23 protein-coding genes and 2 riboswitches are annotated in these 25,898 nt (G+C 72.1%); of the genes, 9 read left to right on the top strand and 14 right to left on the bottom strand.

What is annotated here, in order from left to right:
• Positions 1-317: 317 nt before the first annotated feature.
• From SM418_RS14455 to ctaE, 6 genes are all read right to left on the bottom strand, one after another.
• Entirely contained in the window at positions 318-1,094 is a 777-nt protein-coding gene (locus SM418_RS14455; protein ID WP_371940990.1) for a hypothetical protein, read from the bottom strand.
• A 17-nt stretch (positions 1,095-1,111) separates the two neighbouring features.
• Positions 1,112-2,239: a glycosyltransferase family 4 protein gene (locus SM418_RS14450; protein WP_371940992.1), complete on the bottom strand. Its 1,128-nt coding sequence runs from the start codon at positions 2,237-2,239 to the stop codon at positions 1,112-1,114.
• A 64-nt stretch (positions 2,240-2,303) separates the two neighbouring features.
• Positions 2,304-3,923: a cytochrome bc1 complex cytochrome b subunit gene (qcrB, locus tag SM418_RS14445; protein ID WP_371940994.1), complete on the bottom strand. Its 1,620-nt coding sequence runs from the start codon at positions 3,921-3,923 to the stop codon at positions 2,304-2,306.
• Complete coding sequence (gene qcrA / locus SM418_RS14440; RefSeq protein WP_371940996.1) at positions 3,920-5,035, bottom strand: cytochrome bc1 complex Rieske iron-sulfur subunit; 1,116 nt, start codon at positions 5,033-5,035, stop codon at positions 3,920-3,922. Before qcrA ends, qcrB begins: the two co-directional genes overlap by 4 nt.
• Positions 5,032-5,943, bottom strand: coding sequence for a cytochrome bc1 complex diheme cytochrome c subunit (gene qcrC / locus SM418_RS14435; RefSeq protein WP_371940997.1), 912 nt, complete (start codon positions 5,941-5,943; stop codon positions 5,032-5,034). Before qcrC ends, qcrA begins: the two co-directional genes overlap by 4 nt.
• Positions 5,944-5,980: 37 nt before the next feature.
• Positions 5,981-6,637, bottom strand: coding sequence for an aa3-type cytochrome oxidase subunit III (ctaE, locus tag SM418_RS14430; protein ID WP_371940998.1), 657 nt, complete (start codon positions 6,635-6,637; stop codon positions 5,981-5,983).
• A 94-nt stretch (positions 6,638-6,731) separates the two neighbouring features.
• Between ctaE and SM418_RS14425 the strand changes: the two genes are divergently transcribed.
• Together SM418_RS14425 and trpD are read left to right on the top strand one after the other, a co-directional pair.
• Positions 6,732-7,154, top strand: coding sequence for a type 2 periplasmic-binding domain-containing protein (locus SM418_RS14425; RefSeq protein ID WP_371940999.1), 423 nt, complete (start codon positions 6,732-6,734; stop codon positions 7,152-7,154).
• Between the two features lie 52 nt (positions 7,155-7,206).
• Entirely contained in the window at positions 7,207-8,253 is a 1,047-nt protein-coding gene (gene trpD, locus SM418_RS14420) for an anthranilate phosphoribosyltransferase (RefSeq protein ID WP_371941000.1), read from the top strand.
• A gap of 116 nt (positions 8,254-8,369) precedes the next feature.
• On the opposite strand, the gene SM418_RS14415 is transcribed toward trpD, so the two are convergent.
• Genes SM418_RS14415 through SM418_RS14405 form a run of 3 tightly spaced genes read right to left on the bottom strand, consistent with a single transcriptional unit; the run spans position 8,370 to position 11,266 of the window.
• A complete protein-coding gene (locus SM418_RS14415; RefSeq protein WP_371941001.1) occupies positions 8,370-8,657 on the bottom strand; it encodes an Lrp/AsnC family transcriptional regulator in 288 nt (95 codons plus the stop codon).
• A 46-nt stretch (positions 8,658-8,703) separates the two neighbouring features.
• The gene (locus SM418_RS14410; RefSeq protein WP_371941003.1) at positions 8,704-9,453 is read right to left on the bottom strand and encodes a rhomboid family intramembrane serine protease; all 750 of its coding nucleotides are present in this window, start codon (positions 9,451-9,453) and stop codon (positions 8,704-8,706) included.
• A gap of 4 nt (positions 9,454-9,457) precedes the next feature.
• Positions 9,458-11,266, bottom strand: a complete 1,809-nt coding sequence (locus tag SM418_RS14405) for a DEDD exonuclease domain-containing protein (protein ID WP_371941005.1) — start codon at positions 11,264-11,266, stop codon at positions 9,458-9,460.
• A 337-nt stretch (positions 11,267-11,603) separates the two neighbouring features.
• Between SM418_RS14405 and SM418_RS14400 the strand changes: the two genes are divergently transcribed.
• The 5 genes from SM418_RS14400 (at position 11,604) to SM418_RS14380 (ending at position 18,661) form a co-directional block, all read left to right on the top strand.
• Positions 11,604-12,866 (top strand): NYN domain-containing protein, encoded by a 1,263-nt coding sequence (locus tag SM418_RS14400; RefSeq protein ID WP_371941007.1) that lies wholly within the window; start codon positions 11,604-11,606, stop codon positions 12,864-12,866.
• Between the two features lie 323 nt (positions 12,867-13,189).
• Positions 13,190-14,116 carry a C40 family peptidase gene (locus SM418_RS14395; protein WP_371941009.1) on the top strand — a complete coding sequence of 309 codons (927 nt, stop codon included), beginning with the start codon at positions 13,190-13,192 and terminating at the stop codon, positions 14,114-14,116.
• A gap of 486 nt (positions 14,117-14,602) precedes the next feature.
• A riboswitch (cyclic di-AMP (ydaO/yuaA leader) is annotated at positions 14,603-14,796 on the top strand.
• Between the two features lie 152 nt (positions 14,797-14,948).
• Positions 14,949-15,089, top strand: a riboswitch (cyclic di-AMP (ydaO/yuaA leader).
• Positions 15,090-15,098: 9 nt separating this feature from the next.
• A complete protein-coding gene (locus SM418_RS14390; RefSeq protein WP_371941010.1) occupies positions 15,099-15,938 on the top strand; it encodes a C40 family peptidase in 840 nt (279 codons plus the stop codon).
• A 39-nt stretch (positions 15,939-15,977) separates the two neighbouring features.
• A complete protein-coding gene (locus SM418_RS14385; RefSeq protein WP_371941012.1) occupies positions 15,978-17,315 on the top strand; it encodes a hypothetical protein in 1,338 nt (445 codons plus the stop codon).
• Positions 17,312-18,661 (top strand): M48 family metallopeptidase, encoded by a 1,350-nt coding sequence (locus tag SM418_RS14380; RefSeq protein ID WP_371941014.1) that lies wholly within the window; start codon positions 17,312-17,314, stop codon positions 18,659-18,661. The genes SM418_RS14385 and SM418_RS14380 overlap by 4 nt, the downstream gene beginning before the upstream one ends.
• A 39-nt stretch (positions 18,662-18,700) precedes the next feature.
• Here SM418_RS14380 and SM418_RS14375 read toward each other — a convergent pair whose 3' ends face one another.
• From SM418_RS14375 to ctaC, 4 genes are all read right to left on the bottom strand, one after another.
• Positions 18,701-19,978 carry a L,D-transpeptidase gene (locus SM418_RS14375; protein ID WP_371941016.1) on the bottom strand — a complete coding sequence of 426 codons (1,278 nt, stop codon included), beginning with the start codon at positions 19,976-19,978 and terminating at the stop codon, positions 18,701-18,703.
• Between the two features lie 140 nt (positions 19,979-20,118).
• The gene (locus SM418_RS14370; RefSeq protein ID WP_371941018.1) at positions 20,119-20,529 is read right to left on the bottom strand and encodes a cytochrome c oxidase subunit 4; all 411 of its coding nucleotides are present in this window, start codon (positions 20,527-20,529) and stop codon (positions 20,119-20,121) included.
• A gap of 3 nt (positions 20,530-20,532) precedes the next feature.
• Positions 20,533-22,200, bottom strand: a complete 1,668-nt coding sequence (gene ctaD, locus SM418_RS14365) for an aa3-type cytochrome oxidase subunit I (protein WP_371941020.1) — start codon at positions 22,198-22,200, stop codon at positions 20,533-20,535.
• Positions 22,197-22,973 (bottom strand): aa3-type cytochrome oxidase subunit II, encoded by a 777-nt coding sequence (gene ctaC, locus SM418_RS14360; RefSeq protein WP_443098420.1) that lies wholly within the window; start codon positions 22,971-22,973, stop codon positions 22,197-22,199. Before ctaC ends, ctaD begins: the two co-directional genes overlap by 4 nt.
• A 177-nt stretch (positions 22,974-23,150) precedes the next feature.
• Between ctaC and SM418_RS14355 the strand changes: the two genes are divergently transcribed.
• Together SM418_RS14355 and SM418_RS14350 are read left to right on the top strand one after the other, a co-directional pair.
• Positions 23,151-24,308, top strand: coding sequence for a cysteine desulfurase family protein (locus SM418_RS14355; protein WP_371941219.1), 1,158 nt, complete (start codon positions 23,151-23,153; stop codon positions 24,306-24,308).
• A gap of 91 nt (positions 24,309-24,399) precedes the next feature.
• Positions 24,400-24,708 carry a sulfurtransferase TusA family protein gene (locus tag SM418_RS14350; protein WP_371941023.1) on the top strand — a complete coding sequence of 103 codons (309 nt, stop codon included), beginning with the start codon at positions 24,400-24,402 and terminating at the stop codon, positions 24,706-24,708.
• A gap of 106 nt (positions 24,709-24,814) precedes the next feature.
• Here SM418_RS14350 and SM418_RS14345 read toward each other — a convergent pair whose 3' ends face one another.
• A complete protein-coding gene (locus tag SM418_RS14345; protein ID WP_371941220.1) occupies positions 24,815-25,801 on the bottom strand; it encodes a carbohydrate kinase family protein in 987 nt (328 codons plus the stop codon).
• Positions 25,802-25,898 lie beyond the last annotated feature (97 nt).

Raw genomic sequence — 25,898 nt, 5'->3', positions numbered from 1 at the left:
CCCCGCGGAGCCGGAAGCCGGGGTCGTGCCGTGCTCGTCGCGCGGCCCTCGGTCTCCGGCGCTGGAGCGCCTTCCTGCAACGGGCGACGCGGCGACCGCCGGCATCACTCCGGCCCGCCCGGCGGCCCGCCGCGTGACCAGGTTCCCGCAAGCCCGAACCTGCCTCCGGACGCGATGGCCGTCCGCGAGGTCGTCGCGCCGTTGGAGCGAAGGGCTGATCATCCAGCCCTGGGAGGAGGACCCCGTCTTCGGCGCGGGGGCGGGGTCCTCGCTGCGGGCACCCGGCAGGACCGCGCCCATGGTGCGGGCGCCCTCTTCTAGCGGGTCCAGGGCAGACGGAGCGCCTCCAGGGCCGGGTCGGTCAGAACGGCCTCTATGAGCGCCGTGGGTCCCACGATCTTCGTGCCCCACAGGTCCCAGTCGCAGTAGACGACCCACGAGCGGTCTTCGGGCCACAGATCGGACGGGCAGCTGCCCAGGTCGGGGTGGTCGTACAGGGCCGCCGCGTCGCCGAGGCGGCCCGCGAGGACGGTGTCGTCGTCCCAATCGGAGGTGACCAGCGGGCAGTAGTACGCCAGGCAGCGGGTGCCCTCGCCGGACGGGCTGTGCCGCAGCAGGACGCCGATCAGCCGGTACCAGCTCTCGCGGTCCAGGCAGCCCTCCGCGGGCGGCCGGATCGCCGCCGACCAGCTGCCCGCGGGGTGCCCCTGGCGCAGGCAGCGGCTGCCGGGCAGCGCCCCGTCCGGGACGGCCGGCTCACCGAAGCCGCGCGCGAGCTCCCGCCAGCGCAGCCGCCGCCAGCCCGCGCCCGGGTCGCCGCTGCGGCCGAGGTCGACGCCGGTGACGATCGCACCCTCCAGGAGGTCGCCCACGTCGGACTGCCCGGTCAGCCCCGCCGAGGTCATCGACTGGTGGACATCGTCGTGCGTCGTGGTGACCAGGCCCTCCTCCCACACGTACATCGCGTGCAGGAGCCAGGCGGCATCGGGCCGGCGCGCCGGCTCGAACCCCGAGTGCCGGTGGCCGGGATCCAGCTCGCGCAGCCACCGGGCGGCCTCCCCCGGAACACGGGCCCATGCGTCCTCGATGTCCATAGCCGCATCCTGCCATCTCAGGGCGCCAGCAGGCTCCCCAGCCGGGCGGCCTGGATCTCCCAGCGCCATTCGCGCTCGACCCAGGCGCGCCCCCTCTCGCCCATGGCGCGGGCGCGGGACGGGTCGGACAGCAGTGCGGTGAGGGCGTCCGCGACCCCGGTGACGGACCGGCCCGGCACGACGACGCCGGTCTCGCCGTCCAGGACGGCGTCGGGGGCCCCGCCGGAGTCGCCGGCGACGACGGGCAGACCGGTCGCCGACGCCTCCAGGTAGACGATGCCGAGGCCCTCCACGTCCAGGCCGCGGCGGCGGGTCCGGCACGGCATCGCGAAGACGTCGCCCGCGTCGTAATGGGCGGGCAGTTCCTCCCAGGTCACGCCTCCTGTGAAGACCACGCTCCTCCGCACGCCGAGGGAGGACGCCAGGCGTTCCAGCTCTTTCCGGTAGGGCCCGCCCCCTACGAGGAGGAGGGCGGCGTCCGGTTCCGCCCGGAGGACGCGAGGCCACGCGTGGATCAGTGCATCCTGGCCCTTGCGCGGCACCAGGCGGGAGACGCAGACCGCCACCGGGCGGTCCGCCAGCCCGTACCGGGCGCGGATCTCCTCGCCGCCCGTGTTCCGGTGGAAGACCTTCTCGTCGACGCCGGGGGCGAGCCGCGACATCCGCGCGGCGGCGCGCGGCGTCAGCGCCCGCGCCATCCGGGAGCGGGTGTACTCGCCCAGGTAGGTCAGCACGTCCAGCTCGTCGCCGATGCGCCGGAGCAGGCGCCTCGCCACCGGGAGCGCCGCCCAGCCCGCCTCGTGGCCGTGCGTGATCCCGACGAGGCGGCCGGCGCCGCGCCGCCGCAGCGCCGGGGCCAGCAGCCCGAGGGGCGCCGCCGCCCCGAACACGACCGAGTCGCAGCCCTCCGCGCGCAGCACGTCCGCGGCCCGGCGCAGCACGCCCGGCTCCGGCAGCATCAACGAACCCGGGTGCCGGACGACCGGGAACGGCTGCCGCGCGTCGAACTCGGCGGCGCCCTTCCACGCCGGGGCGTACACGACCACCGACCCGGCCGGGCGGCGGGCGGCGAGGCCGTGCACGAACGCCTGGATGCCGCCCGGCCTCGGCGGGAAGTCGTTGGTGACGAACAGGGTCTTGGTCATCGTCCGGCCAGGATACGGAGAGGCCCGCCACCGCGGCTGCGGTGGCGGGCCCCTGCGGGTGCGGTCAGTGCTTGATCTCGTGCGACGACCGGCCGCCCTCGATCTCCTCGTGCTCGTGCTCCTCGACGGGGATGTCGTCGTAGGTCCACGCGCGGTTGAGCCGCGAGCGCAGGTGACCGAGCGGGCCCTTGGAGCCGGGCGCCGGGACGCCGCCGGCGTCCCGGTCCGGCGGCTGGAGCCGCGCGTTCTCCTTCGACAGCAGGACGTGCTTCTCCTCGTCGCGGGCCGGCTCGTGCCGCTCGGAGAACTTGCCCTCCGGCGACATCAGGACGACGCCGCTCTCCACGCCGTGGCTGACGACGGCGGCGTCCTTGCGCTGCAGGCCGAGGCAGATCCGCTTCGTGACGATGAACGCGATCACCGGCCCGACGAAGAACGTGACCCGGAAGAACCAGGTTGTGGCGAACAGCGAGATGTGGAACTTGTCGGCCAGGACGTCGTTCGCGCCGGCGAGCCACAGCAGCCCGTAGAACGTGACGGCGGCGACGCCCGTCGCGGTGCGGAACGGGGCGTTGCGCGGCCGGGTGTTGACGTGGTGGTGCCGCTTGTCGCCGGTCACCCACGCCTCGAGCCACGGCCAGACCGCGGCGCCCGTGAAGATGATGCCGAGCGGCAGCAGCGCCGGGATCAGCACGCTCAGGCTGAGCGTGTGGCCCCAGGCGTTGATCTCCCACCCGGGCATGATGCGCAGCGAGCCCTCGAGGATGCCCATGTACCAGTCGGGCTGGGACGCCGAGGAGATCGCGCCCGGGTCGTACGGGCCGAACAGCCAGATCGGGTTGATCTGCGCGAACGCGCCGAGCAGCGCCAGCACGCCGAAGGTGAACAGGAAGTAGGCGCCCGTCTTGGCCATGAACACCGGGTAGAACGGGTAGCCGTACACCTGCTTCTCGGTCTGGTTCTTGACCGGCATCGCGGTGTGCTTCTGCACCCACATGATCATCATGTGCGCGGTGACCATGCCCAGCAGCAGCGCCGGGAGCAGCAGGATGTGCACCATGTACAGGCGGGGCACGATGTCCTGGCCGGGGAACTCACCGCCGAACAGGAACATGTAGAGGTAGGTGCCGACCACCGGGATCGACTCGGCCACGCCCTGCGTGATGCGCAGGCCGGTGCCCGACAGCAGGTCGTCCGGGAGCGAGTACCCGGCGAGGCCCTCCAGCATGCCGAGCGTGAACATGCCGATGCCGATCAGCCAGTTCAGCTCGCGCGGCTTGCGGTAGGCGCCGGTGAAGAACACCCGCAGCATGTGCGCCAGGATCGACGCCATGAACAGCAGCGCCGCCCAGTGGTGGATCTGCCGCATCAGCAGGCCGCCGCGGATGTCGAAGCTGATGTGCAGCGTCGACGCGTACGCCTCCGACATCTGCACGCCCTTGAGCGGGACGTACGAGCCGTCGTAGACGACCTCGACCATGCTGGGCTTGAACCACAGCGTCAGGAACGTCCCGGTCAGCAGCAGGATGATGAAGGAGTACAGGGCGATCTCGCCCAGCATGAAGGACCAGTGGTCCGGAAAGACCTTCTTCATGTTGCGCTTGAAGAAGGTGGTGGAACCGAGGCGGTCGTCGAGGAACGTCAGTGGAGCCTCGACCGCCTTCGGAGCTGTCGCCTCGCTCATCCGCGCTCCCAGAAGCTCGGTCCGACGGGCTCGTGGTAGTCGCTCGTCGCGATGATGTAACCGTCCTCGACCGACAGCGGCAGCTGCGGGAGGGGACGGGCCGCCGGGCCGAAGATGACCTTGGCCGCGTCGGTGGCGTCGAACGTGGACTGGTGGCACGGGCACAGGATGTGGTGCGTGGTCTGCTCGTACAGGGCCGCCGGGCAGCCGACGTGCGTGCAGACCTTGGAGTACGCGACGACCCCGTTGACGTGCCAGTTGTCACGTCCCTTGGCGGGCTTGAACTCGTCCGCCGGGACGTTGATGAGGATCGTGACGGCCTTCGCCACCTGGGTGAGCACCTGGTCGTGGGGCAGGTGCTCCTCCATGCCCTCCGGCAGCACGGTGATCATCGAGCCGGGGGTGGCGAAGTCGCTGACCTTGAGCGGCTTGTTGGTGCCGTCCACCACGAGGCGGACGCCCTTCTTGCCCTGCGCCTGGGCCAGCTTGACCGCCTCGCCCCAGAAGGTGTGCCGGAGCCTCGTCTCCGGGAGCGGGCCGAGGTCGCGCAGCAGCACCAGCGGCGCCAGGCCGAGCGGCGCCGCGGCCAGCAGCAGCGTGCGGCGCAGCAGCGGCCGCTTGGTGATGCCGCTGTCGTCCGCGCCCTCCATGAAGTCCCGGGAGAAGGCGGCCTTGGTCTCCTCGTCGGCGGCCAGCTCGTGCCGCTCCTGGACGATCGGCTTGCTGGTCATCAGCCGGCGCACCCAGATGGTGACGCCGGCCGCCATCGACAGGAAGGCCAGCGCCATCGTCCCGCCGAGCCAGAAGTTGACCTCGCGGGCGTCCCAGATGCCGTGCATGCCGCCGTCGCGGCCGCTCCAGCCGATGAAGTAGGCGATGAACGTCACGCTGGCCAGGAACGCGAGCAGGAAGAACGACGCGACGATGCGCTCCGCGCGCTTGGCCGAGGCCTCGTCGAGCTGCTCTCCCACACCCGCGGGCGCCGAGATGTTGTCCTCGGCGAGGAGCGCCCTCTCCCTCGCCGGGGACGGCGTGCCGATCACGCGTTCGCGCCGGCCGCCGTCCTCGCGCGGGCCCGTCGAGCCCGCGGTCTCCTTGTTGTCGTCGCTCATGACTTCTTCAGCTTCTTCGGCTTCTTGGCGGTGATCCACACGGCCGCCATCACCATCAGGCCGATGCCGACCAGCCAGGCGACGAGGCCCTCGCTCACCGGGCCGATGCGGCCGAGGCCGTTACCGCCCGGGTTGGGCTCCTCGCGGGTCTGCACGAGGTAGGCGATGATGGCCTGCTTGTCCTGGGGCGTGAGCGTGGTGTCGTTGAACACCGGCATCGCCTGCGGACCGGTCAGCATGGCCTCGTACATCTGGGTGGGCGTGACGTCGTCGCCCGACAGCGCGGGCGCGTACTTGCCGCCGGTCAGCGCGCCGCCCTGACCGGTGAAATTGTGGCACTGCGCGCAGTTGGTGCGGAACAGCTTCCCGCCGAGCGCGGCGTCGCCCTTGGACGGGTCGACGGCGGACGCGGACGGCACCTCGGGGCCGCCGCCCAGCGAGGAGATGTAGGCCCGCAGGTCGGCCAGGTTCTTCTCGGCCTGGGCCTTCTGCTTCTCGGCCGCCTCCCGCTTGTCCTTCTCCTCGTAGTCGGTCTTGATCGAGGTGTTGAAAGCGGGGATCGGCGTCTTGCGCGGCAGCTGCGCGCCAGGGCTCATCGCGGGCATGCGGCCCGTGCTGACCTGGAAGTCAACGGATGCGGCGCCCACCCCGATGAGGCTCGGGGCGATCGCGTTGCCCTCGGCGTCCTTGGTGCCCTCGGCGTTCAGCCCGTGGCAGCTCGCGCAGTTCTTGTTGAACAGCTCCTGCCCGTGCCGCAGGTCCTGCGCGGCCTGCGCGGTGCCCTGCGCCTCGGCGCGGTCGGTCTGCGGCGAGAAGCCGGCGTAGATCACGCCGATCGCCGCCAGGGCCGCCAGCACGACGGCGTAGCCCGCCCACGGGCGCCGTCGCCATGCGGTGATCCTTTTCACGGATATCCCCGTTCGGGTCATGTCGTCGGGATGGGGGTCAGTGGTCGAGCAGGTAAACGACCGAGAACAGGCCGATCCACACCACGTCGACGAAGTGCCAGTAGTAGGACACGACGATCGCGCTCGTCGCCTGCTCGTGCGTCCACCGCTTGGCGGCGTAGGTGCGCCCGAGCAGGAACAGGAACGCGACCAGGCCGCCGATGACGTGGAGGCCGTGGAAGCCGGTGGCCAGGTAGAAGACCGAGCCGTAGGCGGAGGACGAGAAGGTCAGCCCGTCGTGCACGACGAGGTTGTAGTACTCGTAGCCCTGACCTGCGACGAAGTAGGCGCCCATGAGGAACGAGAGGACGTACCACTCGCGCAGTCCCCAGCGCGCGACGTTCAGCAGGCTTCCGTCACGGCCCACCTTGCCCGCCTCGGCCTTGAAGACGCCCATCTGGCACGTCACCGAGGACAGCACCAGGATGGTCGTGTTCACCGCCGACAGCGGCAGGTCCAGCGGGGCGCCGGGCCACGCGTGTTCACCGGACTGGCCGATCGTCACGGAGCGGATCGTGAAGAACATCGCGAACAGCGCCGCGAAGAACATCAGCTCGGACGACAGCCAAACGATCGTCCCCACGCTTACCAGATTGGGACGGTTCGCCCGTGCGTGAGGTGTTGTCTCTATCGCGGATGCTGTCACGGGCAGCATTATTGCGCCCCCATCCCAAGAGTGACGCATGACCCCCCTCCTAGGGTTCCCCGAGCGTGTTGCCCCGGGTCGGCGACCCGGTACCCTCACGTGCATGAGCACCGCCCCGGAGAGCCCGATGAAGGTCCTCGTCTACAGCGACGACGCGAACACCCGCGCCCAGATCCGGATGGCGATCGGGCGCCGCCCCGCCGCCGATCTGCCGAAGGTCGAGTTCGTGGAGATCGCGACCCAGCCGGCCGTCGTGGACCGGCTGGACCAGGGCGACATCGACGTCCTCGTCGTCGACGGCGAGGCCCAGCCCGCGGGCGGACTGGGCGTGTGCCGGCAGGCCAAGGACGAGGTGTACGACTGCCCGCCCGTCCTCGCGCTCATCGGCCGCCGCGACGACGGCTGGCTCGCCACCTGGTCGCGGGCCGATGCCGTCGCGAGCCTGCCGATCGACCCGATGGCGCTGGCGAACGCGCTCGCCGACCTGATGCGGCAGCGTCTCGGCAGCCGCCTCCCCGCCCTGTAGCCCTCGGCGTCCGCGCAGGACACCGGCCCACCCAGACGACCCGGTAGGGGACATGGACGCGCGCACCACCTGGCCCGCACTGCTCAACGCCCTCCTGTCGGGCGGCTCGCTGTCCAGCGAGGAGACCTCCTGGGCCATGAACAGCATCATGGCCGGGGAGGCCACCGACGTGCAGATCGCGGGCTTCGCGGTCGCGCTGCGCGCCAAGGGCGAGACGGTCGAGGAAGTCACCGGCCTCGCCGACGGCATGATGGACAACGCCGCCCGCATCGACGTGCCGGGGCCGATCGCCGACCTCGTCGGGACGGGCGGGGACCGGGCCCACACCGTCAACATCTCCACGATGGCCGCCGTGGTCGCCGCCGCGTCCGGCGTCCGGGTCGTCAAGCACGGCAACCGCGCCGCGTCGTCCTCGTGCGGCGCCGCCGACCTGCTGGAGCACCTCGGCGTCGCCATCGACCTGCCCCCGGAGGCGGCCGCGCGGGTCGCCGAGGAGATCGGCATCACCTTCTGCTTCGCCCCGCTCTACCACCCGGCGCTGAGGCACGCGTCGCGGACGCGCAGCGAGCTCGGCACGCCGACGGTGTTCAACTTCCTCGGCCCGCTGACCAACCCGGCCCGTCCCACCGCCCAGGCGGTCGGCGTGTTCCACCCGCGGATGGCGGGCGTCATCGCCGGGGTGTTCGCCGGGCGGGGCTGCTCGTCGCTGGTGTTCCGCGGCGACGACGGGCTCGACGAGCTGACCACCACCGGCACCTCCACGGTGTGGGTCGTCCGGGACGGGACGGCCACGGAGACGACGTTCGACCCGTCCGACCTCGGCATCCCGCCCGCGCGGCCGGAGGACCTGCGCGGCGCCGACGCGGCGTTCAACGGCCGGGTGGCGCGCGAGACGTTCGCGGGCGCCGGGGGGCCGGTCCGCGACATGGTGCTGCTGAACGCCGCGGCGCTCATCACCGCCTACGAGGGCGCCCCGCCGGCCGCGGGGCTCACCGACGCGCTGCGCGACGGCTGCGAGCGCGCGGCGCGGGCCGTCGACTCCGGCGCCGCGAGCACCCTCCTCGACCGCTGGGTCGACGCCACCCGGGCTCTGCGCTAGGCGCCATGGCCACCGCGCACGGGCCCGGCGCCCGAAGGCCGCCGGGCCTTCCTCCCATATCCGCTTCGGCCTGTGTCCCCTTCGGCCTGTGCCAGCCGGCGCAGCCGATCGGCCGGTCAGTCGGCGTCGGGGAGGCCCAGGGCGAAGGCCTGTTCCAGGTCGTGCTGGGAGTAGGTGCGGAAGGCGATGTGGGTCTCGGTCCCGACGACGCCGTCGACCTTGTTGATGCGGCCGGGGATGACGTCGTTCAGCTCCTCGTGGCGGCGCACCCGGATCATCGCCATGAGGTCGTGGTCGCCGGTGATGGAGTAGACCTCGCTGACCCCGTCCAGCGCGGCGATCGTCTCGGCCACCTCGTGGATGCGCGCGACGTCGGCCTTGACGAACACGATCGCAGTGACCACTTCGCCCTCCCCCTCAGACTCGGATGCTCCGACCCTATCGGCAGCGTCACCCGCGGCTGAGCGCGGCCAGCCGCCGGGCCGGGCCGGCGCGGCGGGCGAGCAGCGCGAACACCACCCCGGCGGCGAAGCCGTAGATGTGCGCGGTGTAGGCCACGTTGCTCTTCTCGTCGCCGAGCGACAGCCACTGCAGGACGAACCAGTACCCGAGCACCACCCACACCGGCAGCCGGACCACGATGACCGGCGGCACCCAGCTGACGATGCGGCCCCGCGGGTTGAGGATCACGTAGGCGCCCATCACGCCGGCGATGGCCCCGGACGCTCCGATGAGCGGGACGGTGGAGTCCGGCGAGGTCCAGGCGAACCCGTAGACGGCGACCAGCCCGAACACCAGGTAGCTGAGGAGGTAGCGCCATCGGCCGAGCCGGTCCTCGACGCCCATGCCGACCACGAACAGCGCGACCAGGTTGCCCAGCAGGTGCAGCGCCCCGGAGTGCAGGAACATCGAGGTGAACGCCGCCGTCCAGGGCGCCTTGTGGAAGGTCGCGGGCCCGCAGTCGCGCACGATGTCGGCCGGCACGGGCTGCTGGTCGCCGGTGGTCAGCTCCTTCGGCACCGCGCCGTACTCGTAGGTGAAGTGCGCCGCCTTGCACTCGCGGACCCGGTCCTCGCCGTACCAGGTGGCGAAGTTCGACATCGGGGTCAGCAGGAAGACCACGACGTTAGCCGCGACCAGCAGGTACGTCACCCACGGGACGCGGCGCGCCGGCTGGCTGTCGTAGAGGGGCAGTGCCACACGGTCACCTTAGTGGTCGGCCGGCCCTCGGATGGGACGGCTCGTGCGGCTCGTAGGCCTTGTCGATCCACTCGCGCAGGCCCTCCGCGCCGTGGGCGGGGCACGTCCACGGGCCGGCGACCTCGACCAGCCGGACGCCGGGCAGGTCGAGCCAGCGCAGCACGCACTCCATCTCCTCGGCGGTGGCGCCCGCCGAGGGGGGCGCGCCGAGCGCGACGCCGCCCGGCGCCTCGCCCGCGGGCGGGAACACCGTCTCCGCGGTGGCGATGAGAGCGTCCACGTAGGGACGGGGCTGGGCGCCCCGCGGAACGGTCCCGGCGGCGGCGAGCCGGCCGTAGCGCACGACCGAGAGTTCCCAGCCGCCGTCGAAGGCGGGCCGGGCGGCCACCAGCTCCGGGAGGCGGGCGAGCGCGGCGAGCCGCTGCCCGCGCGCGGCGGCGCGGACGAACGCGGCGAGCCGGTCGCGCTGGGCGGCGGCCTCCTCGTAGCGCAGCTCGGACGAGAGCCGGTCGATGCGCACCTGGGCGGCGGCCACCACCGGCCGGACGTCGCCCTCCATGACCGAGCGGGCCGTCCCGGCGTGCACGTTGTAGGCGTCGGCGGACTCGCGGCCGTCGCAGGGCGCGCCGCAGCGTCCGATCTCGGCGAGCGCGCACGCGCGGGCTTTGCCGCGCTCGACCAGCCGGAGCGTCAGCCGCTGGGTGCACTGGCGCAGCGGGACGGCCTCGTGCAGCGCGGCGCGCGCCTCCTCAGCCTGCCTGCGGGACGAGATCGGCCCGAGATAGCGGGCGCCGTCGGCGCGGCACTCCCGCACGATGGACAGCCGCGGGAACGGCTCGGCGGTCAGCTTCAGCCAGATCGCCCGCTCGGGGAACTTGGAGCGGCGGTTGTAGCGCGGCTTGTGCTCGGCGATCAGCCGCAGCTCGCGGACCTCGGCCTCCAGGCCGGTGGCGCACACGATCGTCCGGACGTTCTCGGCGAGGCCGACCATCTCCCGGACGCGCCACCGCGTCTCCGAGCCGGTGAAGTAGCTGCGCACGCGCGAGCGCAGGTCGCCGCTCTTGCCGACGTAGAGCACCTCGCCCGCGTGGTCCTCGAAGAGGTAGACGCCGGGCGTGGACGGCACGTCGTCGGCGAGGTGGCGCTTGCGGCGCTGCTCGGGAGTGGGCGCCTTGGCGAAGCCGCGCATCTCCTCCAGCGAGGTGACGCCGAACGAGCCGAGCCGCTCGATGAGGCCGTGCAGGACCTCCACGGTGGCGCGGGCGTCGGCGAGGGCGCGGTGCGTCGGCTCGTTGGACGTCCGGAAGAAGCGGGCCAGCGTGCCGAGCTTGCAGTTGGGCACCTCGTCCTTGGACAGGACGCGCCGCGCCAGGTCGACGGTGTCGACGACGGGGAACGCGGGCCAGGCGTAGCCGTTCGCGGCGCAGGCGGACTTCAGGAAGCCGATGTCGAACGGGGCGTTGTGGGCGACGAGCACGCAGCCGCGCGCGAACTCCAGGAACGCCGGCAGCACCGACTCGACGCGCGGCGCGGCCGTCACCATCGCCGTGGTGATGCCGGTCAGCGCGGTGATGAACGGCGGGATGGGCCCGCCGGGATCGACCAGCGTGCCGAGCTCGCCGAGCTCCTCTCCCCCGCGCACCTTCACCGCGCCGATCTCGGTGATGGCCGAGTCGGCGGCCGAGCCGCCCGTCGTCTCCAGGTCGACCACCACGAAGGTGACCTCGGAGAGTGGAGTGCCGAGGTCGTCCAGCGTCCCCTGGACGCCCCGGCCCTGGACGTCCGGCCCCTGAACACCGTGCGCAGCCGTCATGTGCGCGACCGTAGAGGACGCCACCGACAGAAGCTCGGGCCGCTAGGGTTGGTGGGCGCCGGCACGTCCCGCCGGGCGGGGGGCCGCGGGGACGGTTCGGGTGAGCCCGGCGCGATCCGTACGAGCACGCGTCCGCCCTGGTCGAGCGCCGATTAAGACCGGGGCGGCAGGGAAGACACAGCCCACCGGCGGCCAACCCGGAAGGAGCGGGATCATCGACAGCGGCCCCGAAGCGACCCCCGGCTGCGCGGAGTCCGAGGAGAAGGCGCCTCAGGGCCCGGGGGCGGTCTCCGAGAGCCCGCGGGAGGAGCGTCTCGGCGGGCCCCTCCCCGAACCGGTGCGCCAGTCGGTGGTGGAGGCCGCCGCCGAGCTGATCGGGTCGCTGCCCGCCGACGAGGTCCCCGTGCCGCTGCGCCGGTTCGCGCGGTTCGAGCGCCGCAAGCGCGCGAAGCTCGCGGGGCAGCACATCGCGACGGTGCTGGAGAAGGACCCCGGCTTCCGGGGGCGGGTCGCCGAGCCGCTGCGCGGGACGCAGGCCGACCTGGTGGAGGCGGTCGAGGGCGGGCGGGTGCCGCCCGCCGCCGACCCGGTGCGGGTCGCGGTGCTGGCCTACCTGCTGCGGCCCGCGGGCTGGACGGCGCTCGTCGAGTCCGCGCGCGCGGAGCTGGAGCGCTCCGCGACCGCCTCGGAGGAGGAGGCCGCCGAGCGCCGCCTCGCCGCGCTGCGCGAGGAGCTGGCCGCCGCCCGCGCCGCGCGCTCCGCCGAGCTGGACAAGCTGCGCGCCGAGCTGCGCGAGACCAAGGCCGAGGTCGCCGAGCTGCGCCGCAAGCTGCACGACGCCCGCACCCGGTTCCGGGCGGCGGAGGAGCGGGCGAGCGCGGTCGCGGCCGAGACCGATCGGGAGCTCGCCGCGGCCCGCGAGTCGACGGCCGCGTCCGAGAAGGAGCTGCGCAAGTTGCGCGCCCGCACCGCGCAGGCGGAGGCCGTCGCGGAGGCCGCCAAGCGGGCCGCGCGGGAGGGGCGCAACGTCGACGACGTCCGGCTGCGGATGCTGCTCGACACGCTCGTGGACGCGGCGCAGGGCGTGCGCCGCGAGCTGGCGCTGCCCTCCACGATCGGCCGCCCCGCGGACGTGGTCGGCGGGCAGGCGCACCGCCCGCTGCCCGGCCGGGCCGTGTCCGACGGCGACCCGCAGCTGCTCGACCGGCTGCTGACCCTGCCGCAGGTGCACCTGGTGGTGGACGGCTACAACGTCACGAAGACCGGCTACGGGGAGCTGCCGCTGTCGGACCAGCGCAGCCGGCTGGTGTCGGGGCTCGGCGGGCTCGCGGCGCAGACCCGCGCCGAGGTGACCTGCGTGTTCGACGGCGCGGAACTGGACGCGCCGGTGGCGATCGCCGCGCCGCGCGGCGTCCGGGTGCGCTTCAGCGCCCCGGGCCAGACCGCGGACGAGCTGATCGTCGAGCTGGTGCGGGCCGAGCCGCCGGGCCGTCCCGTGGTGGTGGTGTCCTCGGACCGGGAGGTCGCCGACGCGGCCCGCCGCGCCGACGCCCGGCCCTGCCCGTCCGCGCTGCTGCTGCGCCGGCTGGGCCGGTCCTGAGCGGCCGCCGGTCTTAAGGAGGAGATAAGGCCGCGATAAGGGACGGTTCGCGGTCCGTGATCTTGCGAGCACGGAAAGTGGACGTTGTCCGTCGATGTCCATCAAAGAGTGACGAATCGGTTGTGACCGCTGTTGCGCATCGCTAATGTCGTCCGCTGACGTCGTGGACGAGAGGGGCGAAACCGACCGTGGCCAAAGATCTCATCGGGGCACCAGCGCGGAGGCGTGACCGGAGAGGCGGCCTGGCGAGCAGCGGCGCCTCCCGTCGCTTGGCGGCCGTCGCCTGCCTGAGTCTGACGGCCTCCCTGGCGTCCGCTCCGGTGGTGGCGCACGCCGAGCCCAAGCCGACCAGGGCGCAGGCCCAGAAGAAGCTCGACAAGCTCAGCGAGCTGGTGGACCAAGAAGTCGAGAAGTTCAACCAGAACCGGGAAAAGCTCAAGGTCGCCAAGAAGAAGTACGACAATGCGGCCAAGGCGGCCAAGCAGGAGCAGGCGGCCTTCGAGGAGCAGCGCTCCAGGATCGCCCAGATGGCGGCCGACGCCTACAAGAACGGCGACTCCGCCGATGTGACGGGCTTCGTGGGCAGCAAGGACCCGCAGTCCATTCTCGACCAGGCGGCCGTCTTCTCCCACCTGTCGCACGAGCGCAGCTCTCAGCTCACCCAGTTCCTCGCCACCGCCCAGCGGCTCCGCCGCGAGCAGTCGCAGGCCAAGGCCGCCTACGAGGACGTGAAGCAGAAGCAGGAAGAGCTGCAGAAGAAGAAGACGGCGCTCGACAAGCAGGTCAAGAAGCAGAAGGCCCTGGTGCTGCGGCTCGGCGGCGGAGCGTCCTCGGGGGGCGGCGGCGGGACCTCGGGCGGCGGCGGCGCCGGCGGCACCTACAACGGCCCGGCCAGCGGCCCGGCGCGCACGGCGCTCGACTTCGCCTACGCCCAGCTCGGCAAGCCGTACCAGTACGGCGCGGAGGGCCCGAGCTCCTACGACTGCTCCGGCCTGACGATGAAGGCGTGGGCCGCGGCGGGCGTCAACATCACCCGCACGACCAACTCGCAGTACGCCGCCACCAAGCGGGTGGCCAAGAGCAACCTCCAGCCGGGCGACCTGGTCTTCTTCAACAGCCTCGGCCACGTCGGGATGTACGTGGGCGGCGGCAAGATGATCCACGCTCCGCGCACCGGCAAGAACGTCGAGATCGTGAGCATCACCTCGGGCTACTACCTCAACGGGTACTACGGCTCGGGACGCCCCTGACACCGTCCCGCGGGGCGCCCGCGGGACTCTCTTCACCAGCGGACCAGGACTGACCTGGTCCGTTGTTGATTTTGGGGGGGTTTGCCTTCTCTTGGGGTTTTGGTACCTTGTACCACCCCGGCGCCCTCCAGACGCCGCGGCCCCGCGGCGCCCACCAGGCGCCTCGATCCCACGCGTCGCATCCAGCCGCCGCGTGACGGCGGCGCGAGCCACGCGCCGCGACCCCCCGGGCGGCACGCCCCACGCGTCGCCCCCGCGGCACCTGACGGTGCCGCAGCGGTCTGCACGCAGACCGCGGCCCGCCCGGCCCACCGTGCGCACGCCCGCAGCCGTGCATGGCGCTGAGAGCGCTGCCACGGAGATTCCTTCGGGCCAGGCCCCCGGACGCTCCGCCCAATGGGGCCGGCGTCCGTCCACAACATCAGCGCCGCTCTTTCGCACGCGGGAGACAGGTCCCGCGCCGGGCCCCATCTCGCCCCCAGGATCGCAGCGGCAGCGCCGAATCCGCCGCAGCGCGGAACCGGGGACCCACATCGCCGGAGTCCGGGAGACCTCCCGGACGGGCATTCCGGCACCCGGGGTGAATCGGCGCGTCTCTCCCCACCCGGTGAGAGCCGCCGTAGGGCCACTTCCACGCCCGAACCCGTCAGCTAACCCGGTAGGCGTCTGGGAGAACGAAGGAGTGAGTTCCGCAGCGTGACCTGGGCGTGGCCGCCCATCGCGGCCACGCCCGCCCACCGCTGCGCTCCGCGGGCCCCCGCCCGCGGGAGCATCCCATCCGAACCGGCGTGCCCGCATCCGGGCACGTCACCGCCGAGTCCGCGGACCGCCGCGCGCACGCGCGCCGGACGCGGAGCCGGGGACCCATCGTGTCCTTCTCTTTCCGGGGTGAATCGGCCTGCCCGCAGGCCGTAGGGCGGCTTCCACGCCCGAACCCGTCAGCTAACCCGGTAGGCGGCATGGAAGTCGAGGAGACCCCCCAGTGCCAAGCGCACAGCACAAGAACGTCCCGGGCAGGCACCGCAAGCCGCACTCCCTGCCCCTCACGTGGCGGACGACCGGCGGCGTGATCGTCGGCGCGGCCGTTCTCGGCACCGCCGCGGTCACCGCGCAGGCGTCCGTCCTGCCGTTCGGCTCCGCCCCGGCGGCGGCCACGGCGGCCGGCGTCGCGGTGAACGGCAAGACGGACGGGAGCACGTCGAAGAGCACGTCGAAGGGCGCGTCCGAGGACCGGTCCGGCCGCAGGTCCAAGGCGGCGTCCGAGAAGGGCGGGAAGGACGCGCCGGAGGCGGCCGCCCCCAAGAAGACCGCTCCCAAGAAGACCGGGGAGTCGCGGCCCACCGCCTCAGAGGTCATCGAGATCGCCAAGTCCCAGGTGGGCGTCCAGGAGGACGGCGGCGGCGAGACCAAGTTCCAGAAGTGGTACATGGGCACCTCCCGCGCCAAGGAGACGGTCGCCCGCGACGGCGGCTCCGTCGGCGGCTACAGCGACGCCCAGTGGTGCGACATGTTCGTCTCCTGGGTCGGCGAGCAGGTCGGCTTCAGCGACCAGATCGGCAGCGACGCCTGGACGGTCGCCCACGCCCGCTGGTTCCAGGAGCACGACCGGTGGGGCACCGAGCCGCGGCCCGGCGCGATCGTCTTCTTCGCCTGGAGCGGCAGCAAGGCGATCGATGACATCCAGCACGTCGGCATGGTGGTCGAGAAGGTCGACGACGGCACCATCGAGGCGGTCGAGGGCAACACCGGCAACGCCGTCAAGATCAAGAAGCGTTCGACCGACGACATCGTCGGCTACGGATACCCCGACTACAAGTCGTGACGGCGTCCCCGCGGGCGCGGGCTGCATAGGATCGCGCCCATGGAGGACGGCCCCCCGGAGCCGGGCGATCGTGATCACGACGGCTCGGAGCACGACGGCTCGCAGCACGGCAGCTCGCAGCACGGCGGTCCCGTGTCGCGGCGCAGGGCTCTCGCCCTGGGCGCGGCCGGGGCCGCCGCGCTGCTGGCGGGCGGCGCCGGCCTCCTCGGCGCCCGGTCCGGAGGCGGGACGTCGCACACCCGCGTCTCCCAGGACGGCGCGTCCGAGGCGTCGGGGCCGTTCAGCCCCGACGCCGCAGCCGTCGTCCTCGCCAACCGGACGCGAGCCGTGCGGGACGGCGACCGCATCGCCTTCCTCGCCACGATCGGGAAGGCGCCCAGAGCGTTCCAGGACGCCCAGTCCCGCATGTACGACAACCTCCGCAAGCTCCCTCTGGAGGGCTGGCAGGAACGTCTCTCCGGTACCCAGGCCGTTCACGAGGAGAGCGCGGTCGTCCGCGTGGAGGTGCGCTACAAACTGCGGGGCTTCGACAGGGGTTACGTGACCCGCACCCGCTACCTCACCCTCGCCCGCGCTTCCGGCACCTGGACGATCGTCGGAGATGGAACGTCCCAGGGCCTCGGCGACGACGCCGACATCTGGGACGGCGGCCCCCTGACCGTGGTCAAGCGGCGGGCCGGCCTCGTCATCGGCGACACCACCGGCCTCGAAGGCATCGCCGAGCGCCTGGACGCCGCCGTGCCGGTCGTCACCGGCGTCGTCGGCAGGGGCTGGGCGCAGAAGGCCGTCGCGCTCGTCCCCGCCGACGCGAGGCTCGCGTCCGCGCTCGCGGGGCCCGGCCAGAGCCTCGACGAGATCGCCGCCCTCGCCGCCGTCGCGCCATCGGCCGGCGGCGGCCGGGGCGAGGACAGGGTCATCGTGTCCCCCGCCGCCTTCGGCCGCCTCAACGACCTCGGGCGCGACGTCGTCCTGACCCACGAGCTGACCCACGTCGCCACCGGCGGCGCCCGCGACCGGCGGACCCCGCTGTGGCTCATCGAGGGCTTCGCCGACTACGTCGGCTACCGGCGCGTCAGGATCGGCGCCCGGTCGGCGGCCGGCGAGCTGCGCCGCGAGGTCGCCGCCGGGCGGATCCCGGCCGCCCTGCCGGCGGCCGGCGACTTCGCGGGCGGCTCCCCGCGCCTCTCCCATGCCTACCAGGAGGCCTGGCTCGCCTGCCGGATGGTCGCCGACCGGTACGGTGAGGCGACGCTCGTGCGGCTGTACCGGGCCGCCGGGCGCGTGCCGGAGGCCACCGCGCTGCGCGACGTGCTGGGCCTCACCCGGGACCGCTTCACCGCCCAGTGGCGCGACTACGTGAAGAAGGAGCTCGCATGAGCCGGACGCGGCGCCCCCGCATCGCCGCCGGCGTCGCCAGCGCCGTGCTGTTCGCCGCCGTCGCGGCCGTGCTCGCGCTGACCACCCCGTGGAACCCGCTGCCCGGCCACGTACCCGGCGGCCACGTCGAGGCCGACCCCGCGCTCGACTTCTCCACCGCCGAGATCGCTCGTTCCAAGGCGTTCGACTCGGCCGTCAACCCGCCCGCCTACGCGGGGCTCCTGGTGGGGCTCGCGGTGATCCTCGTCCTCGGCCTCACCCCGCTCGGCGCCCGCTTCATCGGCTGGGCCACTGCGCGCACCCGCCGCCGTCCGCTCCGCATCGTCGTCGCCGTGCTCGCGCTGACCACGCTGCTGCGCCTCGCCGGGCTCCCGTTCGACCTCTGGAGCGAGTCGGTCCTGCACCGGTACGGGCTGTCCACCCAGAGCCGTCCCGCGTGGCTCCTCGACCAGCTGAAGTCGCTCGGCGTCACCTGGGTCGTCTACACGATCGCGCTGCTGCTCCTCTACGCCCTCGTCCGCCGCTTCCCCCGCTACTGGTGGACGGGCGCCGCCGCCGGCGGGTTCGTCCTCGTCGTCCTCATGTCGTTCATCTACCCGATCGCCGTCGAGCCGGTGTTCAACAAGTTCCACTCGCTGGAGCGGGGGCAGCTGCGCAGCGACCTGCTCGCGATGGCGAAGCGCGACGGCGTCCCCGTGAAGGACGTCCTCGTCGCGGACGCCTCCCGCCGGACGACGTCGCTGAACGCCTACGTGTCCGGGTTCGGCTCCACCCGCCGCATCGTCCTCTACGACACGCTGCTGAAGTCGCCGCGCCCGCAGATCGAGTCGATCGTCGGGCACGAGCTCGGCCACGCCAAGCGCGACGACGTCCTGTGGGGCACGCTGGTGGGCGGGCTGGGCATCGCCGGGGCGCTGTGCCTGCTGTACCTCCTGATGACCTCTCCGCGGCTCCTGCGGCGCGCGGGGGTCGATCCCGGCGGCACGCCGGAGGAGCCGGGCGGCGCATCGCAGGAGCCGGGCGGGGGCGGGGCGGCGGATCCGCGCACCATCGCGCTGGTGCTCGCGCTCGTGACCCTCGGGACGCAGATCGCCGCCCCCGTCCAGAACCTCGTCAGCCGGCGCGTCGAGGCCCGCGCGGACGCGCACGCGCTGAACCTCACCCGCGACCCGTCGACGTTCGTGTCGATGCAGCACGCGCTGTCGGTGCGCAACATCTCCGACCTGAGCCCCGACGCCGTGGAGTACGTCCTGTGGATGTCCCACCCGTCGGGGCCCGACCGGATAGCGATGGCCCGTGACTGGGCCCGCATGCACCACGTCCAGGTCCCGCCGCCCCGCCGCTGACCCGGCGCGCGGGCCGGCGTCGGGCCGGAGGCCGGGGCGTCAGTTCCCCTCTGTGCCCTGATTCTTCGGATTCTTGGCCTTGGCGCCGCCCTGCTGCGCCGACAGCGTCGCCGCGTCCAGGTGCGGCGCGGTCGTCACCGACCGCTTCAGGGCGCTGCCCTTCACCCAGTCGTTCCAGCCGAGCTGCCAGTAGCCCCAGCCGTTGTCCGGCTCCAGCTCGCGGCTGGTTCCCGTGACCTCCACCGGGTCGCCCCGGTAGCTGAGCTTGTAGAACCAGCTCGCGTTGGACGGGCTGATGTTGATGCAGCCGTGGCTGACGTTCTCGTGCCCCTGGCTGCCGACGGACCACGGCGCGCTGTGGACGTACTCGCCGCTGTTGGAGATCCGCACGGCCTTGTAGACGGTCAGGCTGTAGTAGCCGGGGCAGCCGGGCCCGCAGCCCATCCAGCCGGACGTCATGACGGTGGGGTCCTCCTTGCCCATCGTCAGGTGGACCCCGTTGGTGGTGGTGTACATGCGGGAGCCGCCGCGCCCCATGCTGGTCGGGACGGTCCGCGTCTTCTTGCCGTTGACCATCACCACCATCTTGTGGTTGTCCTCGCCCGCCGTGGACACGTGCGAGTCGCCGACCTTGAAGTCGACGGCGTAGTTCTTGCCGCCGTACACGTCGTCGCCGGTCCGCACGCCGCTGAGGTGCGCCTGGAACCTCACCTTCGTGTGGGCGGGCCAGTACTGCCTCGTCCGGAACACGACCTGCTGGTCGGTGAACCAGTGCCAGGCGCCGTCCACGGTCTTGTCGGCCGTGACCTCCAGCGCCCGCTCGACCGCCGCGCGGTCCTTCACCGGGCGCTTGAAGTTCATGATGATCGGGATTCCGACGCCGACCGTCTCCTTGCTGAACGGCGCCTCGATCGTCATGGCGTTCGTCTTCGCGACCTTGGCCGTGGTGAACCGGCTGGACGTCGTGTGCGTCCTGCCGTCCTTGCCGAGCGCCGTCGCGGCGACGGTGTAGGTCTCCCCCGGCACCAGCGACCAGCGCGACCGCCACCGCGTCCGGTCCGCGTTGAGATCCCCCTCGACCGCGCCGCCCCTGGCCGACACCGTGACGTTCTCGATCGTGCCGCCGTGGGCCTGGACGTCGATCGGGCTGTCCGGCCTGAGATTCCCGCCGCCGCTCATGGGCGACACCGCGAGCCGCACGGCGTCCTCGCCGCCTGCCCCGCCCCCCGAGCACGCCGCGGCCCCCGCCACGACCCCCGCGCCGACGAGCACGGCGGCGGTGCGCCGCCCCCTGTCTCCCGGTCCTGAGCCCCCCACCCGCATGTGGTCCCCCCGGTCGTCCTCCTGGGCGATCGGTCCGCCTGGCCAGCCCGGTCGCTGGAACGGCGCCCAGTATGTGAAAGGGCCGGTACCCGCAAAAAAGCGGACACCGGCCCTTGATGGGGTTCTTTTACTGATCAGTGGGCGAAATGGCCCCGGTAGTACTCGAAGACGAGACCGATCGTGGTCAGGATCGCCGCGGCGGCGCCGAGGATGACCAGCCACCAGCCGAACACGACGCCGAGCGCCACGGCCGCGGCCGACATCGCGACGAACAGCGGCCACCAGCTGTGCGGGCTGAAGAAGCCCAGCTCACCGGCCGCGTCCGCGATCTCGCCCTCGGGGTCGTCCTCGAACAGCGGGCCCGCGTTCGCCCGCTCGAGGCGGCGGACCGTGAAGTGGATGTAGAACCCGATGAGCCCGGCGAGGCCGACGGCCAGCCCGAGCGCCGTCGTGCCCGTCCAGTCCTTGGACCAGAGCCAGTACACGACGTCGGTCGCGAGGAAGAAGACCGCGCACCCGTAGAACATGAACGCCTGGACGCGCATCGGCTACTCCCCCTTCGCTCCGGCCAGTTCGCCCTTGGCACCCACGTGCGGGTGGTGCAGGTCGAACGCCGGCCGCTCGGAACGGATCTTCGGGATCGAGTTGAAGTTGTGCCGCGGCGGCGGGCAGGACGTCGCCCACTCCAGCGAGTTGCCGTAGCCCCACGGGTCGTCCACGTCGACCTTCTTGCCCTTCTTCCACGTGATGTAGACGTTGTAGAAGAACGGCAGCATCGAGGCGCCGAGGAGGAACGAGAAGATGGTGGAGACCTCGTTCAGCGCGTGGAACTCGTTGGCGTAGTCGGCGTACCGGCGCGGCATTCCCGCCGCGCCCAGCCAGTGCTGGACGAGGAACGTGCCGTGGAAGCCGATGAACAGCATCCAGAAGTGGACCTTGCCGAGCGTGTCGTTCAGCATCTTGCCGGTCCACTTCGGCCACCAGAAGTAGAAGCCCGCGAACATCGCGAACACCACGGTGCCGAAGACGACGTAGTGGAAGTGCGCCACCACGAAGTAGGAGTCCGACAGCTGGAAGTCCATCGGCGGGGACGCCAGGATGACGCCGGTGAGACCGCCGAACAGGAACGTCACGAGGAAGCCCAGCGACCACAGCATCGGCGACTCGAACGTCAACTGCCCTCGCCAGATCGTCCCCACCCAGTTGAAGAACTTCACCCCCGTGGGAACGGCGATGAGGAACGTCATGAAGGAGAAGAACGGCAGGAGCACCTGGCCGGTGACGAACATGTGGTGCGCCCACACGGTCACGGACAGGCCGGCGATGCTGATGGTGGCGAAGACCAGGCCGATGTACCCGAACAGCGGCTTGCGACTGAACACCGGGAGGATCTCAGTCACGATGCCGAAGAAGGGCAAGGCGATGATGTAGACCTCCGGATGCCCGAAGAACCAGAACAGGTGCTGCCACAGCAGCGCGCCGCCGTGCGAGGCGTCGAAGATGTGCGCGCCGAGCTTGCGGTCGGCCTCCAGCGCCAGCAGCGCCGCGGCCAGCGGCGGGAACGCCAGCAGCACCAGGATCGAGGTCAGCAGGACGTTCCACGTGAAGATCGGCATCCGGAACATCGTCATGCCGGGGGCCCGCATGCACAGGATCGTGGTGATGAAGTTGACCGCGCCCATGATGGTCCCGAAGCCGGACATGGCCAGGCCCATCACCCACAGGTCGCCGCCGACGCCCGGAGAGCGGACCGCGTCCGACAGCGGGGCGTAGGCGAACCAGCCGAAGCTGGCGGCGCCGTTCGGGGTCAGGAAGCCCGACAGCGCGATCAGGCTGCCGAACAGGAACAGCCAGTACGCCAGCATGTTCATCCGCGGGAACGCGACGTCCGGCGAGCCGATCTGCAGCGGCATGATCACGTTGGCGAAGCCCGCGAACAGCGGCGTCGCGAACATCAGCAGCATGATCGTGCCGTGCATGGTGAACAGCTGGTTGAACTGCTCGTTGCTGACGACCTGCAGGCCCGGCTTGTACAGCTCCGAGCGGATGATCAGGGCGAGCACGCCGCCGAACAGGAACATGAAGAACGAGGTGATCAGGTAGAGGTAGCCGATCACCTTGTGGTCGGTGGACGACAGCCACGAGGCGATGATGCGCCCCTTGCTCGTCCGCGGCGCGGCGATCGGCGCGCTCGGTGCGTGACTCGTCGCGGTCACTTCCCACCTCCCGCGGCCAGTGCTTGCTTCGAATCTGCGATGAACTTGTCGTACTGCTCGGGCGTCACGACCTTCAGCTGGAACAGCATCCTGCTGTGGTCGACGCCGCAGAGCTCGGCGCAGCGGCCCTCATAGGTGCCGAGCTTGGTCGCCGTGAACTCGAACTCGTTGGTGTACCCCGGCATGACGTCCTTCTTGTAGATCAGCGCGGGGACCCAGAACGAGTGGATGACGTCGTTGGCGTGCAGCCTCACCCGGACGGTCTTGCCCGCGGGGATCGTCATGACCGGCTTGCCCGGCGCGGGCCCGTTGGGGTTCACCGGCTGGCCGACGACGGAGGCGACGGTCTGGCCGCCCTCCTTGTAGTCGAACTGCCAGCTCCACTGGAACCCCGTCACGTCGACCGTCACGGCGGGATTGTCGGTGGTCTTCTCGACGAAGTTCTCGTCGCGCGCGGTGAAGTAGAACAGGACCGCGATGATGACGAACGGGACCGCCGTGTAGAGGATCTCGATCGGCATGTTGTAGCGGACCTGCGGCGGCAGGTCGTCGGAGCGCTTGCGGTGGAACAGCACCGCCCAGATGATCAGGCCCCAGACGACGGCCCCGACCGCGAACGCCGCGATCCAGGAGCCCTGCCACAGGTGGAGCATGCGCTCGCCTTGGACGCTGATCGGCTCGGGCAGGCCCAGCCGGGTACCACTGCAACCGGTGGCAGCGAGCGCAAGCAGCCCCAGCGCACCGGCGCTTTTCAATGCGCGGCGACTGCGCACAGGCGTACGCCGCTCCCCAGAGCGGGTCGGACTCACGGAATGCCTTCCCCACGGATGAAGCCCGGTCGGCCGGGCGGTGAGATCACTGTTTACACGTGTGGTGGACACCCTAGCGTGAGGGTCGGGGGAACCCCCGATCGGGTGCCCGGTTAGTGTTCTGACGTGGCCGATCCGAGCATGGCGGGCGTCCCCTCCGGTACCGCCTACTTCGACGCCGCGTCCACCGAGCCGCCGCACCCGGCCGCACGGTCGGCGCTCCTGGAGGCGCTGGACGCGGGCTGGGCCGATCCCGCCCGGCTGTACGGGACCGCGCGCGGCACCCGGCTGCTGCTGGACCGGGCCCGCGCGCGGGTCGCCGGCGTCCTCGGCGCCCGGGCGGACGAGGTGTCGTTCACGTCCTCGGGCACGCAGGCGGTGCACCTGGCGGTCCTCGGGGGGCTCCAGGCGCGCCGGCGGGTCGGGCGCCACCTGGTGGTGAGCGGCGTGGAGCACTCCAGCGTGCTCCACGCCGCGGAGAAGCACGAGCGCGACGGCGGCGAGACGACCGTCGTCGCCGTCGACCGGGCGGGCCGCGTCGACCCCGGGGAGTTCGCCGCGGCGCTGCGCCCGGACACCGCCCTCGCGTGCCTGCAGTCGGCCAATCACGAGGTCGGCACCGTCCAGCCCGTCGCCGAGGTGGCGGAGGCCTGCCGCGCCGCCCGCGTCCCGCTGTTCGTGGACGCCGCCCAGTCCCTCGGGCGGGCGGACGTCCCCGGCGGCTGGTCGTTCCTCGCCGGCAGCGCCCACAAGTGGGGCGGGCCCGCCGGCGTCGGCGTGCTCGCGGTCCGCAAGGGCACCCGCTGGCGCTCCCCGCTGCCGGACGACGAGCGGGAGGGGCGCCGCGTCCCCGGGTTCGAGAACGTTCCCGCCGTCGTGGCGGCGGCGGCCGCGCTGGAGGCGTACCGTGCCGACATGGCGGCGGACGCGCCGCGCGTCTCCGCGCTGGTGGACCGCATCCGCGCGGAGGTCCCGCGGGCCGTGCCCGACGTCGAGGTGGTCGGCGACCCGGTCCGGCGGCTGCCGCACCTGGTGACGTTCTCGTGCCTGTACGTCGAGGGCGAGGCGCTGCTGACCGAACTTGACCGGCTGGGTTTCGCGGTTTCCTCCGGCAGCTCGTGCACGGCGGATACGCTGCGTCCCAGTCACGTGCTCGAGGCGATGGGAGTGATCACCCATGGGAACGTCCGGGTCTCGCTGCCGCTCGGCGTCGACGCGGCGGACGTCGACCGCTTCCTCGGCGTGCTCCCCGGCGCCGTCGCCCGCCTCCGCGAGACGATGAGGACGACCGCGCGATGATTCCCCCCACGATGATCCCCCCCACGATGATCCCCCGCACGATGACCCCCCGGACGATGAAGACCTTCGAGACAGGGAGGCGGTCGCGCCCATGAGGTTCCGAGGCCGCGCCAGGAACGCGGCGCCCCCCGAGGCGGCGCCGCCCGCCGAGGAGCCCGCGGCCGGGCCGCCGCCCGTCCTCGTCATCGACGCGCTCGGCCGCAAGTGCCCCATCCCGATCATCATGCTGGCCGAGCGGATCCGGGAGGTCCCGGTCGGGCAGATCGTCGCCGTCCTCGCCGACGACGCAGCCGCCCGCACCGACGTCCCGGCCTGGTGCCGCATGAAGTCCCAGGACTTCGTCCGCGAGGAGACCCTCCGGCAGGGCGGCTGGGGCTTCCACATCCGCCGGACGTACTGAGGCGCACGAGGGCCCGGCACGCCGAAGGGCCGCGCCCGGCGGCGCGGCCCCGGCTCCCGCGGCCCGTTACGGGTTCGGGCAGCTCGTCAAGGGTTCAGGCAGCGCGTCACGGGTTCGGGCAGGCGAGGTGCTCGGCGACCTCGGCGGCTGCGCCGGCGCCGTAGGCGGCGGCGAACCGGTCGAGGAACGCCTGGCGGGCCAGGGCGTACTCCTGCGGGCCGGCGGCCTCCAGAGCGTGCGCGGCGATGGCGCAGCCGACCTGCGCGGCGCGCTCCAGCGGCAGGTTCCACGCGAGCGCCGACAGGAAGCCGGCACGGAAGGCGTCGCCGACGCCGGTCGGATCGACGGCGTCCTCCACGTGGACGCAGGGGACGTGCACGCCCTCCTCGCCCTCGCGGTCGATGACGACGCCCTTGGCGCCGAGGGTGGTGACGCGGACGCCGACGCGGGACAGGATCTCCGCGCCGCTCCAGCCGGTCTTCTCCTCGGCGAGCGCCTTCTCGTAGTCGTTGCTGAACAGGTAGGCGGCGCCGTCGATGAGGCGGCGGACGTCGGCGCCGTCCATGCGGGCGAGCTGCTGGGACGGGTCGGCGGCGAACGGGATGCCGCGTTCGCGGCACTCGTCGGTGTGCCGGAGCATCGCGTCGGGGTCGTTCGGGCTGATCACGACGAGGTCGAGTCCGCCGATGCGGTCGGCGACCGGCTTCAGCTCGATGGAGCGGGCCTCGCTCATGGCGCCGGCGTAGAACGTGGCGATCTGGTTCTGGTCCTGGTCGGTGGTGCACAGGAACCGGGCGGTGTGGTGGATGTCGGACACATGCACGGACGCGGTGTCCACGGCGTGGCGCTCCAGCCAGGAGCGGTAGTCGGCGAAGTCGTCGCCGACGGAGCCGACGAGGATCGACTCCTTGCCGAGGCTGCCCATGCCGAAGCAGATGTTGGCGGCGATGCCGCCGCGGCGGATCTCCAGCTCGTCCACCAGGAAGGACAGCGACACCCGGTCCAGCTGGTCGGGCAGGAGCTGGTCGGTGAACCTGCCGGGGAAGGTCATCAGATGGTCGGTCGCAATGGAACCGGTCACGGCGATGCGCACGGCGTCGCTCTCCTCGTCGTGGTCGTCCGGCTGTTCACCGGCTGTTTCGAACCCGGAAAGACTACTTCGTTCCCATCGCACCATGGATCAGGACCGG

The sequence above is a fragment of the Actinomadura chokoriensis genome (genome assembly GCF_041463665.1).
GTDB lineage: Bacteria > Actinomycetota > Actinomycetes > Streptosporangiales > Streptosporangiaceae > Spirillospora > Spirillospora chokoriensis_A.
This window is presented reverse-complemented; position numbering and strand designations above follow the sequence as displayed.